Origin of the sequence: Variovorax sp. UC122_21 (assembly GCF_044056785.1) — a bacterium.
Taxonomy (GTDB): domain Bacteria; phylum Pseudomonadota; class Gammaproteobacteria; order Burkholderiales; family Burkholderiaceae_C; genus Variovorax.
In genome coordinates this window covers 2,760,615-2,778,835 of record NZ_CP172004.1, presented here as the reverse complement: position 1 = coordinate 2,778,835, position 18,221 = coordinate 2,760,615, and the positions used below count along the sequence as shown (strand labels likewise).

The 18,221-nt window shown below is 69.4% G+C and carries 16 protein-coding genes, 1 tRNA gene and 1 pseudogene; 6 read left to right on the top strand and 12 right to left on the bottom strand.

The window, feature by feature from the left end; genetic code table 11:
• Positions 1–39 precede the first annotated feature (39 nt).
• The 7 genes from clpX to ACHMXE_RS25385 form a co-directional block, all read right to left on the bottom strand.
• Positions 40–1,305: an ATP-dependent Clp protease ATP-binding subunit ClpX gene (clpX, locus tag ACHMXE_RS25415; RefSeq protein ID WP_395352089.1), complete on the bottom strand. Its 1,266-nt coding sequence runs from the start codon at positions 1,303–1,305 to the stop codon at positions 40–42.
• Between the two features lie 127 nt (positions 1,306–1,432).
• On the bottom strand, positions 1,433–2,041 hold the full coding sequence (gene clpP, locus ACHMXE_RS25410) for an ATP-dependent Clp endopeptidase proteolytic subunit ClpP (protein ID WP_093344225.1): 609 nt from the start codon (positions 2,039–2,041) through the stop codon (positions 1,433–1,435).
• Positions 2,042–2,157: 116 nt separating this feature from the next.
• Positions 2,158–3,477 carry a trigger factor gene (tig, locus tag ACHMXE_RS25405; RefSeq protein ID WP_209545111.1) on the bottom strand — a complete coding sequence of 440 codons (1,320 nt, stop codon included), beginning with the start codon at positions 3,475–3,477 and terminating at the stop codon, positions 2,158–2,160.
• Between the two features lie 26 nt (positions 3,478–3,503).
• Positions 3,504–3,590, bottom strand: a tRNA-Leu gene (locus tag ACHMXE_RS25400).
• Positions 3,591–3,774: 184 nt separating this feature from the next.
• Entirely contained in the window at positions 3,775–6,981 is a 3,207-nt protein-coding gene (locus ACHMXE_RS25395) for an efflux RND transporter permease subunit (RefSeq protein WP_395352086.1), read from the bottom strand.
• Entirely contained in the window at positions 6,978–8,174 is a 1,197-nt protein-coding gene (locus ACHMXE_RS25390) for an efflux RND transporter periplasmic adaptor subunit (RefSeq protein ID WP_395352084.1), read from the bottom strand. Before ACHMXE_RS25390 ends, ACHMXE_RS25395 begins: the two co-directional genes overlap by 4 nt.
• A 117-nt stretch (positions 8,175–8,291) precedes the next feature.
• Positions 8,292–10,136: a potassium transporter Kup gene (locus tag ACHMXE_RS25385; RefSeq protein WP_203206214.1), complete on the bottom strand. Its 1,845-nt coding sequence runs from the start codon at positions 10,134–10,136 to the stop codon at positions 8,292–8,294.
• Between the two features lie 130 nt (positions 10,137–10,266).
• On the opposite strand from ACHMXE_RS25385, the gene hpnC reads away from it, so the two are divergent.
• The 4 genes from hpnC to ACHMXE_RS25365 are packed head-to-tail and all read left to right on the top strand — an operon-like array spanning position 10,267 to position 13,581.
• Entirely contained in the window at positions 10,267–11,193 is a 927-nt protein-coding gene (gene hpnC / locus ACHMXE_RS25380; protein ID WP_395352082.1) for a squalene synthase HpnC, read from the top strand.
• Positions 11,190–12,029, top strand: a complete 840-nt coding sequence (gene hpnD, locus ACHMXE_RS25375) for a presqualene diphosphate synthase HpnD (RefSeq protein WP_209545118.1) — start codon at positions 11,190–11,192, stop codon at positions 12,027–12,029. The genes hpnC and hpnD overlap by 4 nt, the downstream gene beginning before the upstream one ends.
• The gene (gene hpnE / locus ACHMXE_RS25370) at positions 12,026–13,279 is read left to right on the top strand and encodes a hydroxysqualene dehydroxylase HpnE (protein WP_395352080.1); all 1,254 of its coding nucleotides are present in this window, start codon (positions 12,026–12,028) and stop codon (positions 13,277–13,279) included. Before hpnD ends, hpnE begins: the two co-directional genes overlap by 4 nt.
• Positions 13,276–13,581: a hypothetical protein gene (locus tag ACHMXE_RS25365; protein ID WP_395352078.1), complete on the top strand. Its 306-nt coding sequence runs from the start codon at positions 13,276–13,278 to the stop codon at positions 13,579–13,581. Before hpnE ends, ACHMXE_RS25365 begins: the two co-directional genes overlap by 4 nt.
• Here ACHMXE_RS25365 and ACHMXE_RS25360 read toward each other — a convergent pair.
• Complete coding sequence (locus ACHMXE_RS25360) at positions 13,578–14,222, bottom strand: LysE family translocator (RefSeq protein WP_395352076.1); 645 nt, start codon at positions 14,220–14,222, stop codon at positions 13,578–13,580. The genes ACHMXE_RS25365 and ACHMXE_RS25360 overlap by 4 nt on opposite strands.
• A 123-nt stretch (positions 14,223–14,345) precedes the next feature.
• Here ACHMXE_RS25360 and ACHMXE_RS25355 point away from each other — a divergent pair, with 123 nt between their 5' ends.
• On the top strand, positions 14,346–14,651 hold the full coding sequence (locus ACHMXE_RS25355; protein WP_395352074.1) for an NIPSNAP family protein: 306 nt from the start codon (positions 14,346–14,348) through the stop codon (positions 14,649–14,651).
• A 3-nt stretch (positions 14,652–14,654) separates the two neighbouring features.
• Here ACHMXE_RS25355 and ACHMXE_RS25350 read toward each other — a convergent pair whose 3' ends face one another.
• Entirely contained in the window at positions 14,655–15,332 is a 678-nt protein-coding gene (locus tag ACHMXE_RS25350) for an HAD family hydrolase (protein WP_395352808.1), read from the bottom strand.
• Between the two features lie 70 nt (positions 15,333–15,402).
• On the opposite strand from ACHMXE_RS25350, the gene hemH reads away from it, so the two are divergent.
• Positions 15,403–16,425: a ferrochelatase gene (hemH, locus tag ACHMXE_RS25345; protein ID WP_395352072.1), complete on the top strand. Its 1,023-nt coding sequence runs from the start codon at positions 15,403–15,405 to the stop codon at positions 16,423–16,425.
• A gap of 10 nt (positions 16,426–16,435) precedes the next feature.
• Here hemH and ACHMXE_RS25340 read toward each other — a convergent pair.
• The 3 genes and pseudogenes from ACHMXE_RS25340 to ACHMXE_RS25330 form a co-directional block, all read right to left on the bottom strand.
• A pseudogene (locus ACHMXE_RS25340) lies at positions 16,436–16,767 on the bottom strand (redoxin family protein); the annotation flags it as partial.
• Positions 16,751–17,257, bottom strand: coding sequence for a DUF1993 family protein (locus ACHMXE_RS25335; protein WP_093344245.1), 507 nt, complete (start codon positions 17,255–17,257; stop codon positions 16,751–16,753). The gene ACHMXE_RS25335 and the pseudogene ACHMXE_RS25340, both read right to left, overlap by 17 nt.
• 67 nt (positions 17,258–17,324) lie before the next feature.
• Positions 17,325–18,215, bottom strand: coding sequence for an alpha/beta fold hydrolase (locus ACHMXE_RS25330; protein WP_395352070.1), 891 nt, complete (start codon positions 18,213–18,215; stop codon positions 17,325–17,327).
• Positions 18,216–18,221: the final 6 nt, after the last annotated feature.

Here is an 18,221-nt window from a genome sequence, read left to right as displayed (position 1 = left end):
GCCGGGCATCTCGGGGGGAAGAGCCGGCGCGGGAGTCACTCAGGCCTTCTTGGCTGCCTCGCGGTACACGAGCAGCGGGGGCTTGTTCTCGTCGATGGTCGATTCCTCGACCACGACCTTGTCGACGTTGGTGGCATTGGGCAGCTCGAACATCGTGTCGATCAGCGACTGTTCGAGGATCGAACGCAGGCCGCGCGCGCCGGTCTTGCGGGCCAGGGCCTTGCGCGCGATCGCCTTGAGGGCGGCGGGACGGATCTCGAGGTCCACGCCCTCCATCTGCAGCAGCTTGGTGAACTGCTTGACCACGGCGTTCTTGGGCTCGGTGAGGATCTGCACCAGCGCGTCCTCGCTGAGCTCGGCCAGCGAGGCCACCACGGGCATGCGGCCCACGAGTTCGGGGATCAGGCCGAACTTGATCAGGTCCTCGGGTTCGACCTCGCGGAACACCTCGGTGAGGCTGCGCTGGGCCTTGCTCTTGACGCTGGCGCCGGAACCGATGCCCGAAGCCTCGGTGCGGTTCTCGATCACCTTCTCGAGGCCCGCGAACGCACCGCCGCAGATGAACAGGATATTGGTCGTGTCGATCTGCAGGAAGTCCTGGTTCGGGTGCTTGCGCCCGCCCTGCGGCGGCACGCTGGCCATGGTGCCTTCGATGAGCTTGAGCAGCGCCTGCTGCACGCCCTCGCCCGACACGTCGCGCGTGATCGAGGGGTTGTCGGACTTGCGCGAGATCTTGTCGATCTCGTCGATGTAGACGATGCCGCGCTGCGCGCGCTCGACCTCGTAATTGCAACTCTGCAGCAGCTTCTGGATGATGTTCTCGACGTCCTCGCCGACGTAGCCGGCCTCGGTCAGCGTGGTGGCGTCGGCCATCACGAAGGGCACGTCGAGCTGGCGCGCCAGCGTCTGCGCCAGCAGCGTCTTGCCCGAGCCCGTGGGGCCGATCAGCAGGATGTTGCTCTTGCTGAGCTCCACGTCCTCGCCCTTGGCCTTTTCCTTGTGGCGCAGGCGCTTGTAGTGGTTGTAGACGGCCACCGACAGCATGCGCTTGGCCGGCTCCTGGCCGATCACGTAGTTGTCGAGGTTGGTCTTGATCTCGAGCGGCGTGGGCAGGTCGTTGCGCGCATCGCGCGCTTCCTCGCCCGCGGGCAGTTCGTCGCGGATGATCTCGTTGCAGAGATCGATGCACTCGTCGCAGATGAAGACCGAAGGACCCGCGATCAGCTTCTTCACCTCGTGCTGGCTTTTGCCGCAGAACGAGCAGTAGAGCGTTTTTTCGCTGGAAGTGCCTTTTTTCTCGGCCATGGACAGGTGCCTCGTAACGGGTTTGGACAATGATAACGAAACAAAAACGGCGTTTCCCGTGTGGAAAACGCCGTTGTTGCCTTTTTGGCGCCGCCGGCGTCGTGACGCCAGAGCGCCGGGCCCCTCCTCAGGGGCGCTTGGCGATGACCTGGTCGACCAGGCCGTAGTCCTTGGCCTCGTCGGCCGTCAGGAAGTAATCGCGCTCGGTATCGGACTTGACCTTGTCCAGCGGCTGGCCGGTGCGCTCGGCCAGGATGCGGTTCATCTGGTCCTTGGTGCGCAGGATGTCGCGCGCATGGATCTCGATGTCGGTGGCCTGGCCGCGGGCGCCGCCGAGCACCTGGTGGATCATGATCTTCGAGTTGGGCAGCGAGAAGCGCTTGCCCTTGGCACCGGCCGCGAGCAGGAACGCGCCCATGCTGGCCGCGAAGCCCACGCACAGGGTCGAGACCTCGGGCTTGATGAACTGCATGGTGTCGTAGATCGCCATGCCGGCCGTGACGCTGCCGCCCGGCGAGTTGATGTAGAACGAGATGTCCTTGTCGGGGTTCTCGCTCTCGAGGAACAGCAGCTGGGCCACCACGAGGTTGGCGGTCTGGTCGTTGACCTCGCCCACCAGGAAGATGATGCGTTCCTTGAGGAGCCGCGAGTAGATGTCGTAGGACCGTTCGCCACGGCCCGATTGCTCGATGACCATCGGGACCATGCCGAGGCCTTGGATTTCCTGTGCGCTCATGAATTTGCTCCGGAGAAGGGTTCGTTCGCTGTCGTCAATCTGAACTGTACGCCTGAGTGAAATGGGGCTCGTGCCGCAAAGCACAAGCCCCATGGCGTCCCGGGCCGAGGCGGCGATCAGGCCTGTTGCTGCTGCGCCATCAGTTCGTCGAACGACACCGACTTCTCGGCGACCTTGGCCTTGCCGAGCACGAAATCGGTCACGTTGTTCTCGATCACCACGGCCTCGACTTCGGCCAGGCGATTGTTGTCGCTGAAGTACCAGCGCACCACGTCGGCCGGCTTCTCGTAGCTCGAGGCGAGCTCGTCGATGTGGGCCTTGATCTGCTCGGGCTTGGCCTGCAGGTTGTTGGCACGCACCAGCTCGGCGACCACCAGGCCCAGGCGCACGCGGCGCTCGGCCTGGGGACGGAACACTTCCTCGGGGATCGGGGCCTTGTCGGCGTCCTTGATGCCGCGCTGCTTGAGCTCGGCGCGCGCGCCTTCGATCATGCGGTTGACTTCGGACTGCACGCTGGCGTTGGGCAGATCGAGCTCGGCGTTGGCCACCAGCGCGTCCATCACGGCGTTCTTGTTGCGCGCCAGCAGGCGGAACTTGACCTCGCGCTCGAGGTTCTTCTTGATGTCGGCGCGCAGGCCTTCGACCGTGGCTTCGGCGATGCCGAGCGACTTGGCGAGCTGCTCGTTGACTTCGGGCAGGTGCGAGGCTTCGATCTTCTTCAGCGTGACGAGGAAGTCGGCCTGCTTGCCGGCCACGTCCTTGCCGTGGTAGTCGGCCGGGAACGACAGCGGGAAGGTGCGGCTGTCGCCGGCCTTCATGCCGCGCACGGCGTCTTCGAATTCCTTGAGCATCTGGCCTTCGCCGACCACGAACTGGAAGTCCTCGGCCTTGCCGCCCTGGAAGGGCTCGCCATCGATCTTGCCTTCGAAGTCGACGGTCACGCGGTCGTCGTCCTGGGCCACGGCGTCCTGCGCGCGTTGCGCGAAGGTGCGGCGCTGCTTGCGCAGGATGTCCAGGGTCTTGTCGATCGCGTCGTCGCCCACTTCGGCCGACAGCTTCTCGACTTCGGCGCCCGACAGGTCGTTGATCTTGACCTCGGGGAACACCTCGAACACGGCGTCGAAGGACAGCTCGCCTTCGGGCGCGCCTTCCTTCTCGGTGATGCGCGGCTGGCCGGCCACGCGCAGCTTGGCTTCGTTGGCGGCCTGCGAGAAGGCCTCGCCGACCTTGTCGTTCATGACCTCGAACTGCACCGAGTAGCCATAGCGCTGGGCCACGACGTTCATCGGCACCTTGCCGGGACGGAAGCCGTCCATCTTGACGGTGCGCGCGAGCTTCTTGAGGCGCGAATCGACTTCGGACTGGATGATGCCGACCGGCAGGGTCAGCGTGATCTTGCGTTCGAGCTTCTCGAGGGTTTCAACGGTCACGGTCATGAACTTCTTCCTAGTGAGGGATTGGCTGGTGCGCGGGGCCGGACTCGAACCGGCACGTTCTTGCGAACGTCAGGACCTAAACCTGGTGCGTCTACCAATTTCGCCACCCGCGCTTTTGCCTTTTTCAGGTGAATGCAAAAGCGGACGGCCTGGGCGCCGGGAAGAACCCGGCAGTCCAAGACCGTCCGCTCGAAATCGGTCAACCGCGCATTTTAGTCGAAACCGGAAGGCTCCCGGCTTCTCCTCGGTGCGGAGTTCGCGGCCCGGCGGGGCGGGACAAACCCTGCATCCGCCCGCTCAGGCCGCCTGGGGGCCCGGCAGGGCGCCGGCGCCCTGCGGTGCCGGCGGCGGCGCCTCGTCGCGCTTCACGCGGAACGCCGCCGCATACATCGCCGGCAGCGCCAGCAAGGTCAGCACGGTCGCCACGATCAGCCCGCCCATGATGGCCACCGCCATCGGCCCCCAGAACACGCTGCGCGAGAGCGGGATCATCGCCAGCACGGCGGCCGCGGCGGTCAGCACGATCGGACGCAGGCGGCGCACGGCCGACTCGACGATGGCGTCCCAGGCCGGCACGCCGGCCGCGCGGTCGTGCTCGATCTGGTCGATCAGGATCACGGCGTTGCGCTGGATCATCCCCATCAGCGCGATCACGCCGAGCAGCGCGACGAAGCCGAAGGGCCGGTTCAGCAGCAGCAGCGCACCGGCCACGCCGGCGATGCCCATCGGGCCGGTGATGAACACCAGCAGCGAGCGGCTGAAGCTGTGCAGCTGCAGCATCAGCAGCGTGAACACCAGGAACAGCATGATCGGCACGCCGGCCACGATGGAGGCCGAGCCCTTGCTGCTCTCCTCCACCGCACCCGCCACCTCGATGCGATAGGCGCCCTGCCCGGCCGCGTGCCAGCCGGCCTCGAGCTCGCGCAGCTTCGGCAGCAGCTGGTCGGTCACGGTCGCGCCCTGCAGGCCCTCGGTCACGTCGCCCTGCACGGTGATCGCGTAGTCGCGGTTCTCGCGCCACATCACGCCCGGCTCCCAGGTGAACACCGGCCTGGCGATCTGCGTCAGCGGGATCGAGCGGCCCGAGGCCGTCGGCAGGTAGGCGTTGCCGATGTCCGAGATGGCTTCGCGCTCGTCGGCCGACTGGCGCAGCACGATGTCGATCAGCAGGTCGTTCTCGCGATACTGGCCCACGGTGGTGCCGCTGAACATGGTGCGCGAGGCCTGCGCGATGGCCTGGCTGGTCACGCCGAGCGCGCGCGCCTTGGCCTGGTCGACCTCGAGGCGGATCACCTTCACCGACTCGTTCCAGTTGTCGTTCACGCCGCGCATGTTGGCGTTCTCGCGCAGCACGGCCTTGACCTCGTCGGCATGCGCGCGCAGTTGCGTCGGGTCGGTGCCGATCACGCGGAACTGCACCGGGTACGGCACCGGCGGCCCGTTGGGCAGCAGCTTCACGCGGCCGCGCACCTCGGGGAATTCCTGCGCCAGCAGGCCGGGCAGCGACAGCCGCAGCGTCTCGCGCACCTTGAGGTCGCTCGCCAGCACGATCAGCTGCGAGACGTTGGACTGCGGGAACACCTGGTCCAGCGGCAGGTAGAAGCGCGGCACGCCCGAGCCGATCCAGGTGCTGACGGTCTTCACGCCGGCTTCCTTGAGGATGCGCTGCTCGACCCGCTTCGCCACTTCCTCGTTGGCCTGGAACGAGGTGCCTTCGGGGAACCAGATGTCGACCAGGATCTCGGGCCGGCTCGAGTCGGGGAAGAACTGCTGCTGCACCTTGCCCATGCCGACGATGCCGAGCGCGAAGATCAGCACGGTGGCGCCGATGGTCAGCCAGCGGTGCTGCACGCACCAGTTCACCGCGCGGCGGAAGGCGTTATAGAACGGTGTGTCGAACAGCTCGTGCGGCGTTGCCTCGGGGTCATGGGGCTTCACCTTGAGCAGCAAGGTGCCCAGGTATGGCACGAAGTACACCGAGACGATCCACGACAGCACCAGCGCGATCACCGTCACGGCGAAGATCGCGAAGGTGTATTCGCCGGTCACCGACTTGGCGATGCCGATCGGCAGGAAGCCCGCGGCGGTGATCAGCGTGCCGGTGAGCATGGGCTTGGCCGTCACGTCGTAGGCGAAGGTGGCGGCGCGGACCTTGTCGTAGCCTTCCTCCATCTTCCGCACCATCATCTCGACCGCGATGATCGCGTCGTCCACCAAGAGGCCCAGCGCGATGATCAGCGAGCCCAGCGAGATCTTGTGCAGGCCGATGCCGAAGTAGTTCATCGCCAGGAAGGTCACGGCCAGCACCAGCGGAATGGTGATCGCCACCACCAGGCCCGGACGCATGTCGATGTACCAGCCGAAGCGCCCGCCCTTGTGCAGGCCCAGCGAGATGATGCTGACCGCGAGCACGATGGCCACCGCCTCGATCAGCACGCGCACGAACTCGTTGACCGAGCTCGCCACGGCGACCGGCTGGTCCTGCACCTGCGCGAGCTTCACGCCCAGCGGCAACTGCTTGTCGATGCTCGCGGTGGCCGCGCGCAGCGCCTTGCCCAGCGCGATGATGTCGCCGCCCTTGGTCATCGACACGCCCAGCGCGATCACTTCCTTGCCCTGGTGGTGCACCTTGACCGCGGGCGGATCGATGTAGCCGCGGCGGATCTCGGCGATGTCGCCGAGCTTGAGCTGGTTGCCCGAGCTGCCGCGGATCGGCATCTCGCGCAGCTGGTCGACGCTGGTGAACTGGCCGCCCACGCGCACCTGCACCACGTCGAGCGGCGACTGGATCGTGCCGGCGCTCTCGATGGCGTTCTGCGAGCCGAGCTGCTGCAGCACGGCGTTGAAGTCGAGGCCCAGTTGCGCCAGGCGCTTCTGCGAGATCTCGATGAAGACCTTCTCGTCCTGCACGCCGAACTGGTCGACCTTGGCCACGTCCTTCACGCGCAGCAGCTGCTGGCGCACGTCGTCGGCCAGGGTCTTGAGCTCGGCGTAGGTGAAGCCCTCGCTCTCGAGGGCGTAGATCACGCCGTAGACGTCGCCGAAGTCGTCGTTGAAGAACGGCCCCTGCACGCCCGCGGGCAGGGTGCCGCGCATGTCGCCGATCTTCTTGCGCACCGTGTACCAGACGTTGGCGACCTCGCTCGCCTTCGAGGAGTCCTTGATCTGGAAGATGATCTGCGACTCGCCGGGCTTGGAGTAGCTGCGGATTTTGTCGGCGTACGGTGCCTCCTGCAGCGTGCGCTCGAGCTTGTCGGTGACCTGCTCGGCCACCTGCTGCGCGGTGGCGCCGGGCCAGTAGGTGCGCACCACCATCGCGCGGAAGGTGAAGGGCGGATCCTCGTCCTGCCCGAGCTGGAAGTAGGCGAAGGCGCCCAGCAGCATCAGCACCAGCATCAGGTAGCGCGTGAGCGGCGCGTGGTCGAGCGCCCATTTCGAGAGATTGAAGCCGCCCGCGCGGCCGGCCGGCTCGGTGCCGTGCGTCGCCTTGTCAGCGCCGCTCATTTGCCGGCACCCGCTGCGATCTCCTTCTGGCCGGCGGCCACGGGCGCGACGCCCTGCGTGGCACCGCCCGCGTCCGCACCGCCGGCCGCCACTTCACGGGGCTGGTAGATCGTGACCTTCTGGCCCGGCGACAGCACGTGCACCCCCGCCACCACCACCTGCATGCCGGGCGTGACGCCGGCGCCGATCACGGCCTCGTTGCCGTCGGCGGTCGCCACCTGCACCGACTGCGAGCGCACCGTCATGGTCGACTTGTCGAGCACCCACACGGCCGTGCCCTTGCCTTCCTGGCGCAGCGCGCTGGTCGGCAGCTTGACGACGGCCGGGCCGCCGCGCGCGAGCGCCTGCGGCCGCGCATAGACGGTGGCGCCGAGCGCGGGCGCGCTGGCGGCATCGATCGCCACCTTCACGGTGAAGGTGCGCGTCACGGCATCGGCGCTGGCCGCGACCTCGCGCACTTGGCCCTGCAGTTCCTCGCCACCCGACCAGCCGCGCACCGCGACCGCCGAGCCGGGCTTGATCAGGCCCGCGCGGTCTTCCGGCACCGCGAACACCACGTCGCGCGCGCCGTCCTGCGCGATCCGCACCACCGGCGTGCCGGCCTGCACCACCTGGCCCGGCTCGGCCTCGATGGCGGTGATGACGCCGGCCACGTCGGCCACCAGCGTCGTGTAGGCGGCCTGGTTGCCCTGCGACGAGAGCTGGGCCTGCGCCTGCTCGAGCTGCGCCTGGGCCGCCTTCCAGGTCGATTCGCGGCGCTCGAGCTCGGCGCCGCTGATGAAGTTCTGCTCGCGCAGCTCGCGGTAGCGCTTGAGGTCGGCCGCGGCCAGGTCGCGGTTGGTCAGCGCCGCGGCCTGCTGGGCGCGTGCCGCTTCGGCGGCCAGCCGATAGTCCTGCGGATCGAGCTGGGCCAGCACCTGGCCGGCCTGCACGCGCTGGCCGAGCTCGGCCTGGCGGCGCGTGATCTTGCCCGCCACGCGAAAGCCCAGGCGCGACTCGACGCGCGCCCGCACCTCGGCCGAGAACTCGGGCTGTGCGTCGTAGGCGCTGGTGCCCACGGTCACCAGCTTGACCGCGCGGACCGGTTCCTCCGCGGGTTTGGACGGCGAGCAGCCGACCAGGGCCACGAGGGCGGGAACCAGCAGCCAGGCGGCCGCGCGGTCGAGCGAGAAGATGGATTGGGAGGCGGTCATGAGACACCCTGGAAGGAACGAACCGGGTCTTTAATGACCCACCGGTTAGTAATCTAGGGTAAACGTGAACCGCTGTCAATTACCCGCCGGTCAGTAGCGCCGGCGCCCGCCCCGTGCTCAGGTCCGCTGGCCCATTTCCACCAGCCTGTTGTCGGGCAGCTCGAAGTAGTCCGAGGCACGCCCCGCGTTGCGCTGCAGCCAGCCGAACAGCGCGCGCCGGATCGGGTTGAGGCCCGGCAGGTTCTCCTCGCCCACCGAGGCGCGCGAGACGAAGTACGAGGTCTTCATCGAGTCGATCGCCAGCGTCTTCTGGTAGGCCAGGATGCGGATGAACTCGGGCACGTCGGGCCGCTCCATGAAGCCGTGGCGCGCGGTCACGACCCAGATGCCGGTCATCAGCGACTCGGCCTCGATGCGCAGGCGCGCGTCGACGCGCGGCGTGTCGCAGGGCAGCACGCGCAGCACGATCACCTGCTCGTGCAGCACCTGGTTGTGCTTGAGGTTGTGCAGCAGCGCATGCGGCACCGAGGTCACGTCGACGTTGAGGAACACCGCCGTGCCCTGCACCCGGTGCGGCATGTGGTGGGCCAGCGACTCGAAGAAGGGACGCAGCGGCAGGCTCTCGGCCGCGGCCGCGTCCAGCCCCAGGCGCCGCCCCTTGGCCCAGGTGGTGAACAGCAGCATCACGCCCGCCGCCACCGCCAGCGTGAGCCAGCCGCCCTCGGCCACCTTGAGGCTGTTGGCGACCACGAAGGTCAGGTCGACCGCCGCGAAGGCCGCCACGCCCAGCGCCACCGCCGGCTTGTTCCAGCGCCACAGCCCCCAGGCCACGATGCCGGCCAGCAGGGTGGTCGTCACCATGGTGATCGACACCGCGATGCCGTAGGCCGCCGACAGCGCGCTCGAGCTGCGGAAGCCCAGCACCAGCAGCAGCACGCCCACCATCAGCAGCCAGTTGACGGTCGGCACGTAGATCTGGCCGATGGCCGTGCCCGAGGTCTGGATCACGCGCATGCGCGGCAGGTAGCCCATGCGCATCGCGTGGGCCGTGAGCGAGAAGGCGCCCGAGATCACGGCCTGCGAGGCGATCACCGTCGCCATCGCGGCCAACAGCACCATCGGCAGCACGCCCCAGGCCGGAAAGAGCCGGAAGAAGGGGTTGTCGATCGCCGCCGGATTGGCCAGCACCAGCGCGCCCTGTCCGAAATAGTTGAGCACCAGCCCCGGCAGCGCGATGAACAGCCAGGCGAGCCGGATCGGCCGCGCGCCGAAGTGGCCCATGTCGGCGTAGAGCGCCTCGCCGCCGGTGAAGGCCAGGAACACCGCGCCCAGCACCGCCAGCGACTGCAGCCGGTGCTCGACCAGGAACAGCACGGCGCGCCGCGGATCGAGCGCCGCCAGCACCTGCGGCTGGGCCAGCACCTGCAGCAGCCCGGCCACGCCGATCACCACGAACCACAGCAGCATCACCGGCCCGAACACCTTGCCGACCGCGCCGGTGCCCTTCTTCTGCACCGCGAACAGCGCGATCAGGATCACCACCGTGATCGGCAGCACCGCGCGCTCGAGCATCGGCGCGCGCACCTCCAGCCCCTCGACCGCCGACAGCACCGAGATCGCCGGCGTGATCAGGCTGTCGCCGTAGAACATGGCCGCGCCCACCAGGCCCAGCAGCCCGATCAGGTGGCCGAGCCAGGGCTTCGCGCCGATGCGCGCGGCGGCATTGCGCGCCAGCGCCTGCAGCGCCAGGATGCCGCCCTCGCCATCGTGGTCGGCGCGCAGCACGAACACCACGTACTTGAGCGTCACCACGAACAGGAGGCCCCAGAAGATCAGCGACAGCAGGCCCAGCACCGCGTCGGGCGAGAACGGCACGCCGTGCTCGGGATTCAGGGTTTCCTTGAAGGCGTACAGCGGCGAGGTGCCGATGTCGCCGAACACGACGCCGAGCGCCGCGATCACGACCAGGCCCCTGCCGGCCGGGTGCGCCGCGTCGCCTTGCGCGGTGGAAGTCCTGGCCGGTGCATTCATGGGAGCAAGAATCGGGAGTGGGGACGCCGGGAGCATAGCCGCGCTGGTTGACAATCGCAGCGTGTCCCAGACGCCCCCTCCCCCCCACGCCGCCGCCGCCCCGACGCACTACGAGAACTTTCCCGTGGCCTCGTGGCTGTGCCCGCCGCGGCTGCGCGCGCCGATCGCGGCCATCTACCACTTCGCGCGCACGGCCGACGACATCGCCGACGAGGGCCAGGCCACGCCCGCGCAGCGGCTGGCCGAGCTGCACGCCTACCGCGCCGCGCTGGCCGATGCGGCGCGGGGCCGGGTCGATCCGGCCGGGCCCTGGGCCGGCGTGTTCGGCCCGCTGGCCCACAACATCGAAACCTTCGGCCTGCCCGAGACGCTGCTGGCCGACCTGCTCGACGCCTTCATGCAGGACATCGTGAAGACCCGCGACGGCAGCGACTACGCCGACCGCGAGGAGCTGCTCGACTACTGCCGCCGCTCGGCCAACCCCGTGGGCCGGCTGCTGCTGCACCTGTACGGCGTCGACGACCCGGCCTCGCTCGCGCAGAGCGACGCCATCTGCAGCGCGCTGCAGCTCATCAATTTCTGGCAGGACCCGAGCGTGGACCTGCCGCGCGGGCGCTTCTACTTCCCGCTGACCGACTGCGCCCGGCGCGGCTTCACGCGCCAGCACTTCAAGGTGTTCGCGCCGCTCTCGCCCGCCTACCCGCCGCCGCAGGAGGCGATCAACCTGATCTCGGTGGTGTCGTTCTGGGCCCGCGAGCTGATGCACCAGGGCGCGCCGCTGGTGCACCGCCTGCCGGGACGCGCCGGCTGGGAGCTGCGCCTGGTCGTGCAGGGCGGCCTGCGCATCCTCGACAAGATCGAGGACCTGGGCTTCGACAGCTTCACGCAGCGGCCCACGATCGGCAAGGCCGATGCCCCCGTGCTGCTCTGGAAGGCACTGCGGATGCGGAGACAATCACGGCCCATGAACGCAGCGCCCTCCCGATGAATCCCGAGCAATACGTGCAAGACAAGGCCGCCGCCTCGGGCAGCAGTTTCTATTACGCCTTCCTGTTCCTTCCCAAGCCGCGGCGCGCGGCCATCACCGCCTTCTACGCCTTCTGCCGCGAGGTCGACGACGTGGTCGACGAGGTCAGCGACCCCGGCGTGGCCGCCACCAAGCTCGCCTGGTGGCGCACCGAGGTCGCCCAGGCCTTCGCGGGCACGCCGCACCATCCGGTGATGCAGGCGCTGATGCCGCACGTGGCGGCCTACGGCATCGAGGCGCGCCAGCTCGACCAGGTCATCGAGGGCTGCCAGATGGACCTCGAGCAGACCCGCTACCTCGACTTCCCCGGCCTCGCGCGCTATTGCCACCTGGTGGCGGGCGTGGTGGGCGAGGTGGCGGCGCGCATCTTCGGCCAGACCGAGGCGCAGACCACCGCCTACGCGCACAAGCTCGGCCTCGCGCTGCAGCTCACCAACATCATCCGCGACGTGGGCGAGGACGCGCTGCGCGGACGCATCTACCTGCCGGTCAACGACCTGCAGAAGCACGAGGTCAAGGCGCACGAGATCCTCAACCGCGTGCATTCCGAGCGCTTCGTCGCGCTGATGAAGTTCCAGGCCCAGCGCGCCCATGCCGCCTACGACGAGGCGCTGGCGCTGCTGCCCGCGGCCGACCGCCGCGCGCAGAAACCGGGCCTGATGATGGCCAGCATCTACCGCACCCTGCTGCGCGAGATCGAGCGCGACGACTTCCAGGTGCTGAACCAGCGCGTGAGCCTCACGCCCGTGCGCAAGCTGTGGCTGGCCTGGAAGGTGCAGGCGCTGGGCCGGCTGTGAGGCTGGCGGTCGTCGGGGCCGGCTGGGCCGGCCTGGCCTGCGCGGTCGAGGCCGTGCGCCAGGGCCACGCGGTCACCGTGTTCGAGGCCGCGCCCAACGCTGGCGGCCGCGCCCGCCGCGTCGACGACATGCACGGCATGGCGCTCGACAACGGCCAGCACATCCTGATCGGCGCCTATGCCGCCACGCTGCAGCTGATGCGCGATGTCGGCGTCGATCCCGAGCGGGCGCTGCTGCGCCTGCCGCTGTCGCTGCGCTTCGCCGATGGCGGCGGCCTGCAGCTGCCGCGCCTGCCCGCGCCGCTCGACCTGCTCGCGGGCATCTTCCGGGCGCGCGGCTGGACCTGGCGCGACAAGTCCGCGCTGCTGCGCACCGCGATCGGCTGGCGCCTCAAGGGCTTTCGCTGCGACGCCTCCACCACCGTGGCCGAGCTCTGCGCGGGCCTCACGCCGCGCGTGATGCAGGAGCTGATCGAGCCGCTGTGCGTCTCGGCGCTCAACACCCCCGTCGCGCAATCGAGCGGCCAGGTCTTCCTGCGCGTGCTCCACGATGCCCTCTTCAGCGGCAGCGGCGGCGCCGACCTGCTGCTGCCGCGCGCCGACCTCGGCGCGCTGCTGCCCGATGCGGCGCTCGCCTGGCTGCGCGCGCATGCCGCGAGCCTGCGCATCGGCCAGCGCGTGCGCGCGATCGCGCCCGAGGCGAAGGGCTGGCGCGTCGACGGCCAAGCCTTCGACCGCGTGGTGCTGGCCTGCGCGCCCTGGGATGCCGCCCGGCTGGTGCGCGCCAGCGGCCTGCCGGCCGAGGCCTGGTGCGCCAGCACCGAAGCACTGCGCTTCGAGGCCATCGCCACGATCTACCTGCGCGGCGCGAGGCCGCTGGCCGAACCGATGCTCGCGCTGCGCAGCGACTCGGCCACGGCACCGGCCCAGTTCGTGTTCGACAAGGACCGGCTCTGCGGCCTGCCCGGCGTGCTCGCGATGGTCGTGAGCGCCAACGAGACGCCGCGCGAGCTGCTCGAGACGCAGGCGCTCGCGCAGGCGGCCGCGCAACTGGGCCAGGCCGGCCTGCGCGTCGTGCAGACCGTGGTCGAGAAGCGCGCGACCTTCGCCTGCACGCCCGGGCTGGCCCGTCCGCCCGCGACCATCGCGCCCGGCCTGCTGGCCTGCGGCGACTACGTGGCAGGCCCCTACCCCGCCACGCTCGAGGGCGCGGTGCTCAGCGGCCTGGCAGCGGCAAGGATGACCGCATGAGCACCGAGCTGCGCTACCTCGACTTCGACTACAGCGAGGACGCCGATGGCCATGGCAGCTTCGATGCGATGGCCTCGGTCGCGCCCGAGCGCGTGGGCGAGGTGCAAGCCGAGATCGATCGCGTGCTGGCCTGGGCCGAGGCCGCCTTTCCCGATGCGCGCGGCGCGCTCGACGAAGGAGCGACCTGGGACCACGACCTGCAGCACACGCGCGACGATGCGCGCTTCGAGACCCTGGCCTTCTCGCTGAGCGGCACGGCCGATTTCTGCGCCGCGCTGCGCGAGCGCTTCGGCCTCGACTAAGCCGCCGCCTTGTTGCGCAACCGCAGCAGGCTCAGCCCCAGCAGCACGAAGGCGCCGCCCGAGACCTTGTTGAACAGCCGCGTGCGGCGCGGGTCCGACAGCTGCTTGCGCAGCAGGCGCGCGAGCAGCACGTAGAAGGCGTGCGACAGCACCGAGGCGGCGGCGAAGGTGGTGGTCAGCACCGCGAACTGGGTGGCGATCGGCGCATCCTGCGTGAGGAACTGCGGGAACAGCGCCGAGAAGAACAGGATGCTCTTCGGATTGGTCAGCGCCACCGTCAGGCCATGACCGAACAGGCGCCAGCTCGAGCGCGGCGAGCCCGCCGCCGAAGCACCCTGCAGGTCGGCGAACACGCTGCCCTGGCTGCGCCACTGCTTGATGCCCAGGTAGATCAGGTAGGCCGCGCCCGCCAGCTTCAGCACCATGAAGGCATGGGCCGAGGTCGAGAGCACCACGCCCAGCCCGGCCATCGCGGCGGCCGACACCATGAAGAGCCCCAACGCATTGCCCAGCGAACTGATCATCGCGCGGCGCGGGCCCACGGACATCGAGTTCGACACCGCCAGCAGCACCGCGGGGCCGGGCGTGAAGGCGACGAGCAGGGTCACGCCGCAGAAGAGGAGCCAGTTGGACAGATGCATGGGGAGCTTTCGCGCGGCGCGCTCGCGCCGCAGGCCGGGGAAGCAAAACTATAGTCGGGCAACCCGTTCGCCGCAGCCGCGGCGGAAATTGCCCTCACGGCCCACCCTCTCCCGGGACGAACCATGGTCACCTGCTACCTGCGCTACATCGTCGACCCCTACAAGCTCAGGGAGTTCGAGCACTACGGCAAGCTCTGGATCCCGCTGGTCGAGAAGTTCGGCGGCCAGCACCACGGCTACTTCCTGCCCTCGGAGGGCGTCAGCAACGTGGCGCTCGCGATGTTCAGCTTTCCCAGCCTCGCGGCCTACGAGCAGTACCGCGCCGACTCGATGCAGGACGCCGACTGCCAGGCCGCCTTCCGCTATGCCGAGGAAACGCGTTGCTTCCTCAGCTACGAGCGCAGCTTCTTCCGCCCGGTCTTCGGGTAAGGCTCAAGCGCCGAGCGCCACGCACAGCGCGTGCAGGTTCGGCACGATCAGCTGCGGCCGCGCGCCATGCACCCAGGGCCGCTCGTCGCGCACCAGCCAGGCCGCCTGCATGCCGGCATTGAGCGCGCCCACCACGTCGAGCTCGGCATCGTCGCCCACGTGCAGCACGTCCTTGGGCAGCAGGCCGACCGAGGCCGCGGCGGCGCGGAAGATCGGCGCATGCGGCTTGCCGCTGCCGAAGGCGCGCGCATTGAAGGCGGTGCGAAACCAGCGCCCCACCCCGGTCTTGTGGATGTCGGCATTGCCGTTCGACACCGCCACCAGCGGATAGCGTTCGCTGAGCCACTTGAGCGCGGGCAGCGCATCGTCGTAGAGCGTCACGCGCTGGCGTTCGGCGAAGAAGGCATCGAAGGCCGGGTCGGCCAGCGCCGGGTCCTCGCCCGCGCGGCGCAGCGCGGTGCGTATCGATTCGCGGCGCAGCGCGCTCAGGTCGTGCGCGAGGTCGGAACGCTCCTTGGCCGTGGCTTCGCGCAGCTCGCGCAGCACGCCCGGCGTGACCAGCAAGGCGGCCGTCTTCGGCGCCTCGCGCAGCAGCCAGGCATGCAGCACGGCCTCGGCGCGCTCGATGGTCGGCCAGATCGGCCAGAGGGTGTCGTCGAGGTCGAGGGTGATGGCGCTGATGCGCTCGAGATCGAGCGGCGCGCTGCTCGCGGGGACCGTGGGGTCGAGAAGTCATGCCCGAGAATATCGCATGCCTCCAAGTCCCTCGCCCGTCCCCGGCAACGCCCCCCGCAACACCGCCGTCCTCTGGTGCAACCTCGGCTCGCCCGATGCCCCCACCGCCAGCGCCGTGCGCAGCTATCTCGCGGACTTCCTCGGCGACCCGCGCGTGGTCGAGATCCCGCGCCTGCTCTGGCTGCCGATCCTGCACGGCATCATCCTGCGCGTGCGGCCCGCGAAGTCGGCCGCCAAGTACGCGAGCATCTGGCTGCCCGAGGGCTCGCCGCTCAAGGTCTGGAGCGAACGGCAGGCGCAGCGCCTGGGCGACACGCTCAGCCGGCGCGGCCACCGCGTGGCGGTGCGCGACGCGATGCGCTATGCCAATCCCTCGATCGGCGCGCGGCTCGATGCGCTGCAGGATGAGGGCGTCGAGCGCGTGCTCGTGCTGCAGGGCTATCCGCAGTACTCGGCCACCACCACCGCGAGCGTGATCGACGCCGTCAACGACTGGAGCCGCGCGCAGCGCAGCGTGCCCGAGTTCCGCTTCGTCAACCAGTTCCACGACGACCCCGGCTACATCGCGGCGCTCGCAGGGCGCATCGAGGCGCACTGGCAGGACCAGGGCCGCGGCGAGGTGCTGCTGCTGAGCTTCCACGGCATTCCCGCGCGCAACATCGAGCTCGGCGATCCCTACCAGTCGCAGTGCCTCGAGACCGCGCGCCTGCTCGCCGCGCGCCTGGGCCTCGCGCCCGCGCAGTACCGCGTGACCTTCCAGTCGCGCTTCGGCAAGGCGAAGTGGCTCGAGCCCTACACCGAACCCACGCTGCGCGAACTCGGCGCCGCGGGCGTGAAGCGCGTCGACGTGGCCTGCCCCGGCTTTCCGGCCGACTGCCTCGAGACGCTCGAGGAGATCGCGATGGAAGGCCGCGAGGCCTTCCTGCATGCGGGCGGCGAGCAGTTCAGCTACATCCCCTGCCTCAACGACGGCCCGGCCTGGATCGACGCGCTCGCCGACATCGCCGAGCGGCATCTGGCGGGCTGGACCACCCGCTGAGTTTGTCGCAGGCCTTCCAGGTGGTGAAGCCGTTGTCCTGCGCCACCGGGTAGCGATGCCGAAGCGCTTGATCGCGTCCTGCACGTTGCGCGTCGACTTCTCGTAGGCGAACTCGGGCGAATGCACGCCCACCGCCACGAAGCCCTGGTCCCTGTACTTCTCGTACCAGCGCACCACGTGCGGCAAGGTGCGGATGCAGTTGATGCAGGAGCAGGTCCAGAAATCGACCAGCACCACCTTGCCGGCCAGCCCCTGCAGGGTGAGCGGCTCCGGGTGGAGCCACTTGTCGATGCGGGCGGCGTGAAGGCTGCCGGCCTTCACGGCCTCAGAACTTGCCGAGATAGTCCATCTTGCCCACCGGCACGCCGGCGTTGCGCAGCACGTCGTAGGCGGTGGTGGCGTGGAAGAAGAAGTTGGGCAGCGCGAACTGCAGCAGGTAGCGCTGCGCGGTGAAATGCACCTCGGTGCCGCGCGCGGTGATGACCACCGGGCGGTCCTCGTGGCCGTCGATCTGCGCGCGGTCCACGCCGAGCAGGAACTCCTCGGTCTTCGCGATGCGCACCAGCAGTTCGTCGTAGCTCTTCTCCTCGTCGGGGAAGCTGGGCGCGGTCACGCCCGCGATGCGCGCGGTGCCGAGCTTGCAGGCATCGCTCGCGCGCTGCACCTGGCCGGCCAGCGTGAGCATGTCGGGCGCGAGGCGCGCATCGACCAGGGTCGAGGGATCGATGCCGTTGGCCTGCGCATGGGCCAGACCCTTGCCGAGCACGTGGCGAAGCTGGGCCAGCCCGCGGGTGAAGACCGGCACGGAAATGTCGTACATCGAAAGCGCCATGGTGCGAATGCCTCTAAGTGTTGCTGTGGGGTGATGACCGGCGGCGATTGTGGAGGCCGCCGTCCCCTCAGCGACCCGCGGCGCGAATAAACCCTTCGATGCACTCCAGTTGTTCGGGCACGTTCAGCGCGGGCGCGTGGCCGCAGCCCTGGATCTCGACCACCTCGAGCCGCCCCGCCGCGCCCGGGCCGCGCTGCCGCATGGCCTGGACCACCTCGGGCAGCACCAGGTCGGACTCGGCGCCGCGCAGGCACAGCACCGGCGCCTCGATGGCGTCGTAGTGCGGCCAGATCAGGTAGTCGTCCTCGCGCGTGCTGAACTGGCGCACCATGGCCGGGTCGTAGTGCGGCGTGACGCGGCCGTCGGGCAGCCGGCGCGTCGAGGTCTCGGCGAGCCGGCGCCACTGCGCATCGCTGAGCCAGCCATAGGGCTTGTAGACGCCGCGGAAGAAGGTCTCGAGCTCGCTCACCGTGTCGAAGGCCGGCGGGTTGCCGGCATAGGCGCGGATGCGCTCGATCGCGGCCTGCGCGAGTTCGGGCGCGTTGTCGTTGAGCACCAGGCTGGCGATGCGCGCCTTCATGCGCGGCACGACCAGCCCGCCCGCGCAGACGGTGCCGATCGCGCCGCCCATCGAGGTGCCGACCCAGTGCACGCGCTCGAGCTGCAGCTCGTCGCACAGCGCCTCGGCCAGTTGCGCATAGAAGGCGAGCCGGTACTCCTCGTCGGGCAGCGGGCTCCACTGGCTCAGGCCGCGGCCGATGGTGTCGGGGCAGATCACGCGGAAGCCGCGCGCGGCGAAGTGCTCGGCCAGCTCGTCCATGTCGCGGCCGGTGCGCGCGAGGCCGTGCCAGGCGATCAGCACCTGCGGGTCAGGCCCGGCCGCGGGCCAGTCGAGCCAGTGGATCTCGCGGCCCGCGAGCCGTGCGTAGTGGGAGGAAGGAACGATGCGGGAAGTCATCAGGTC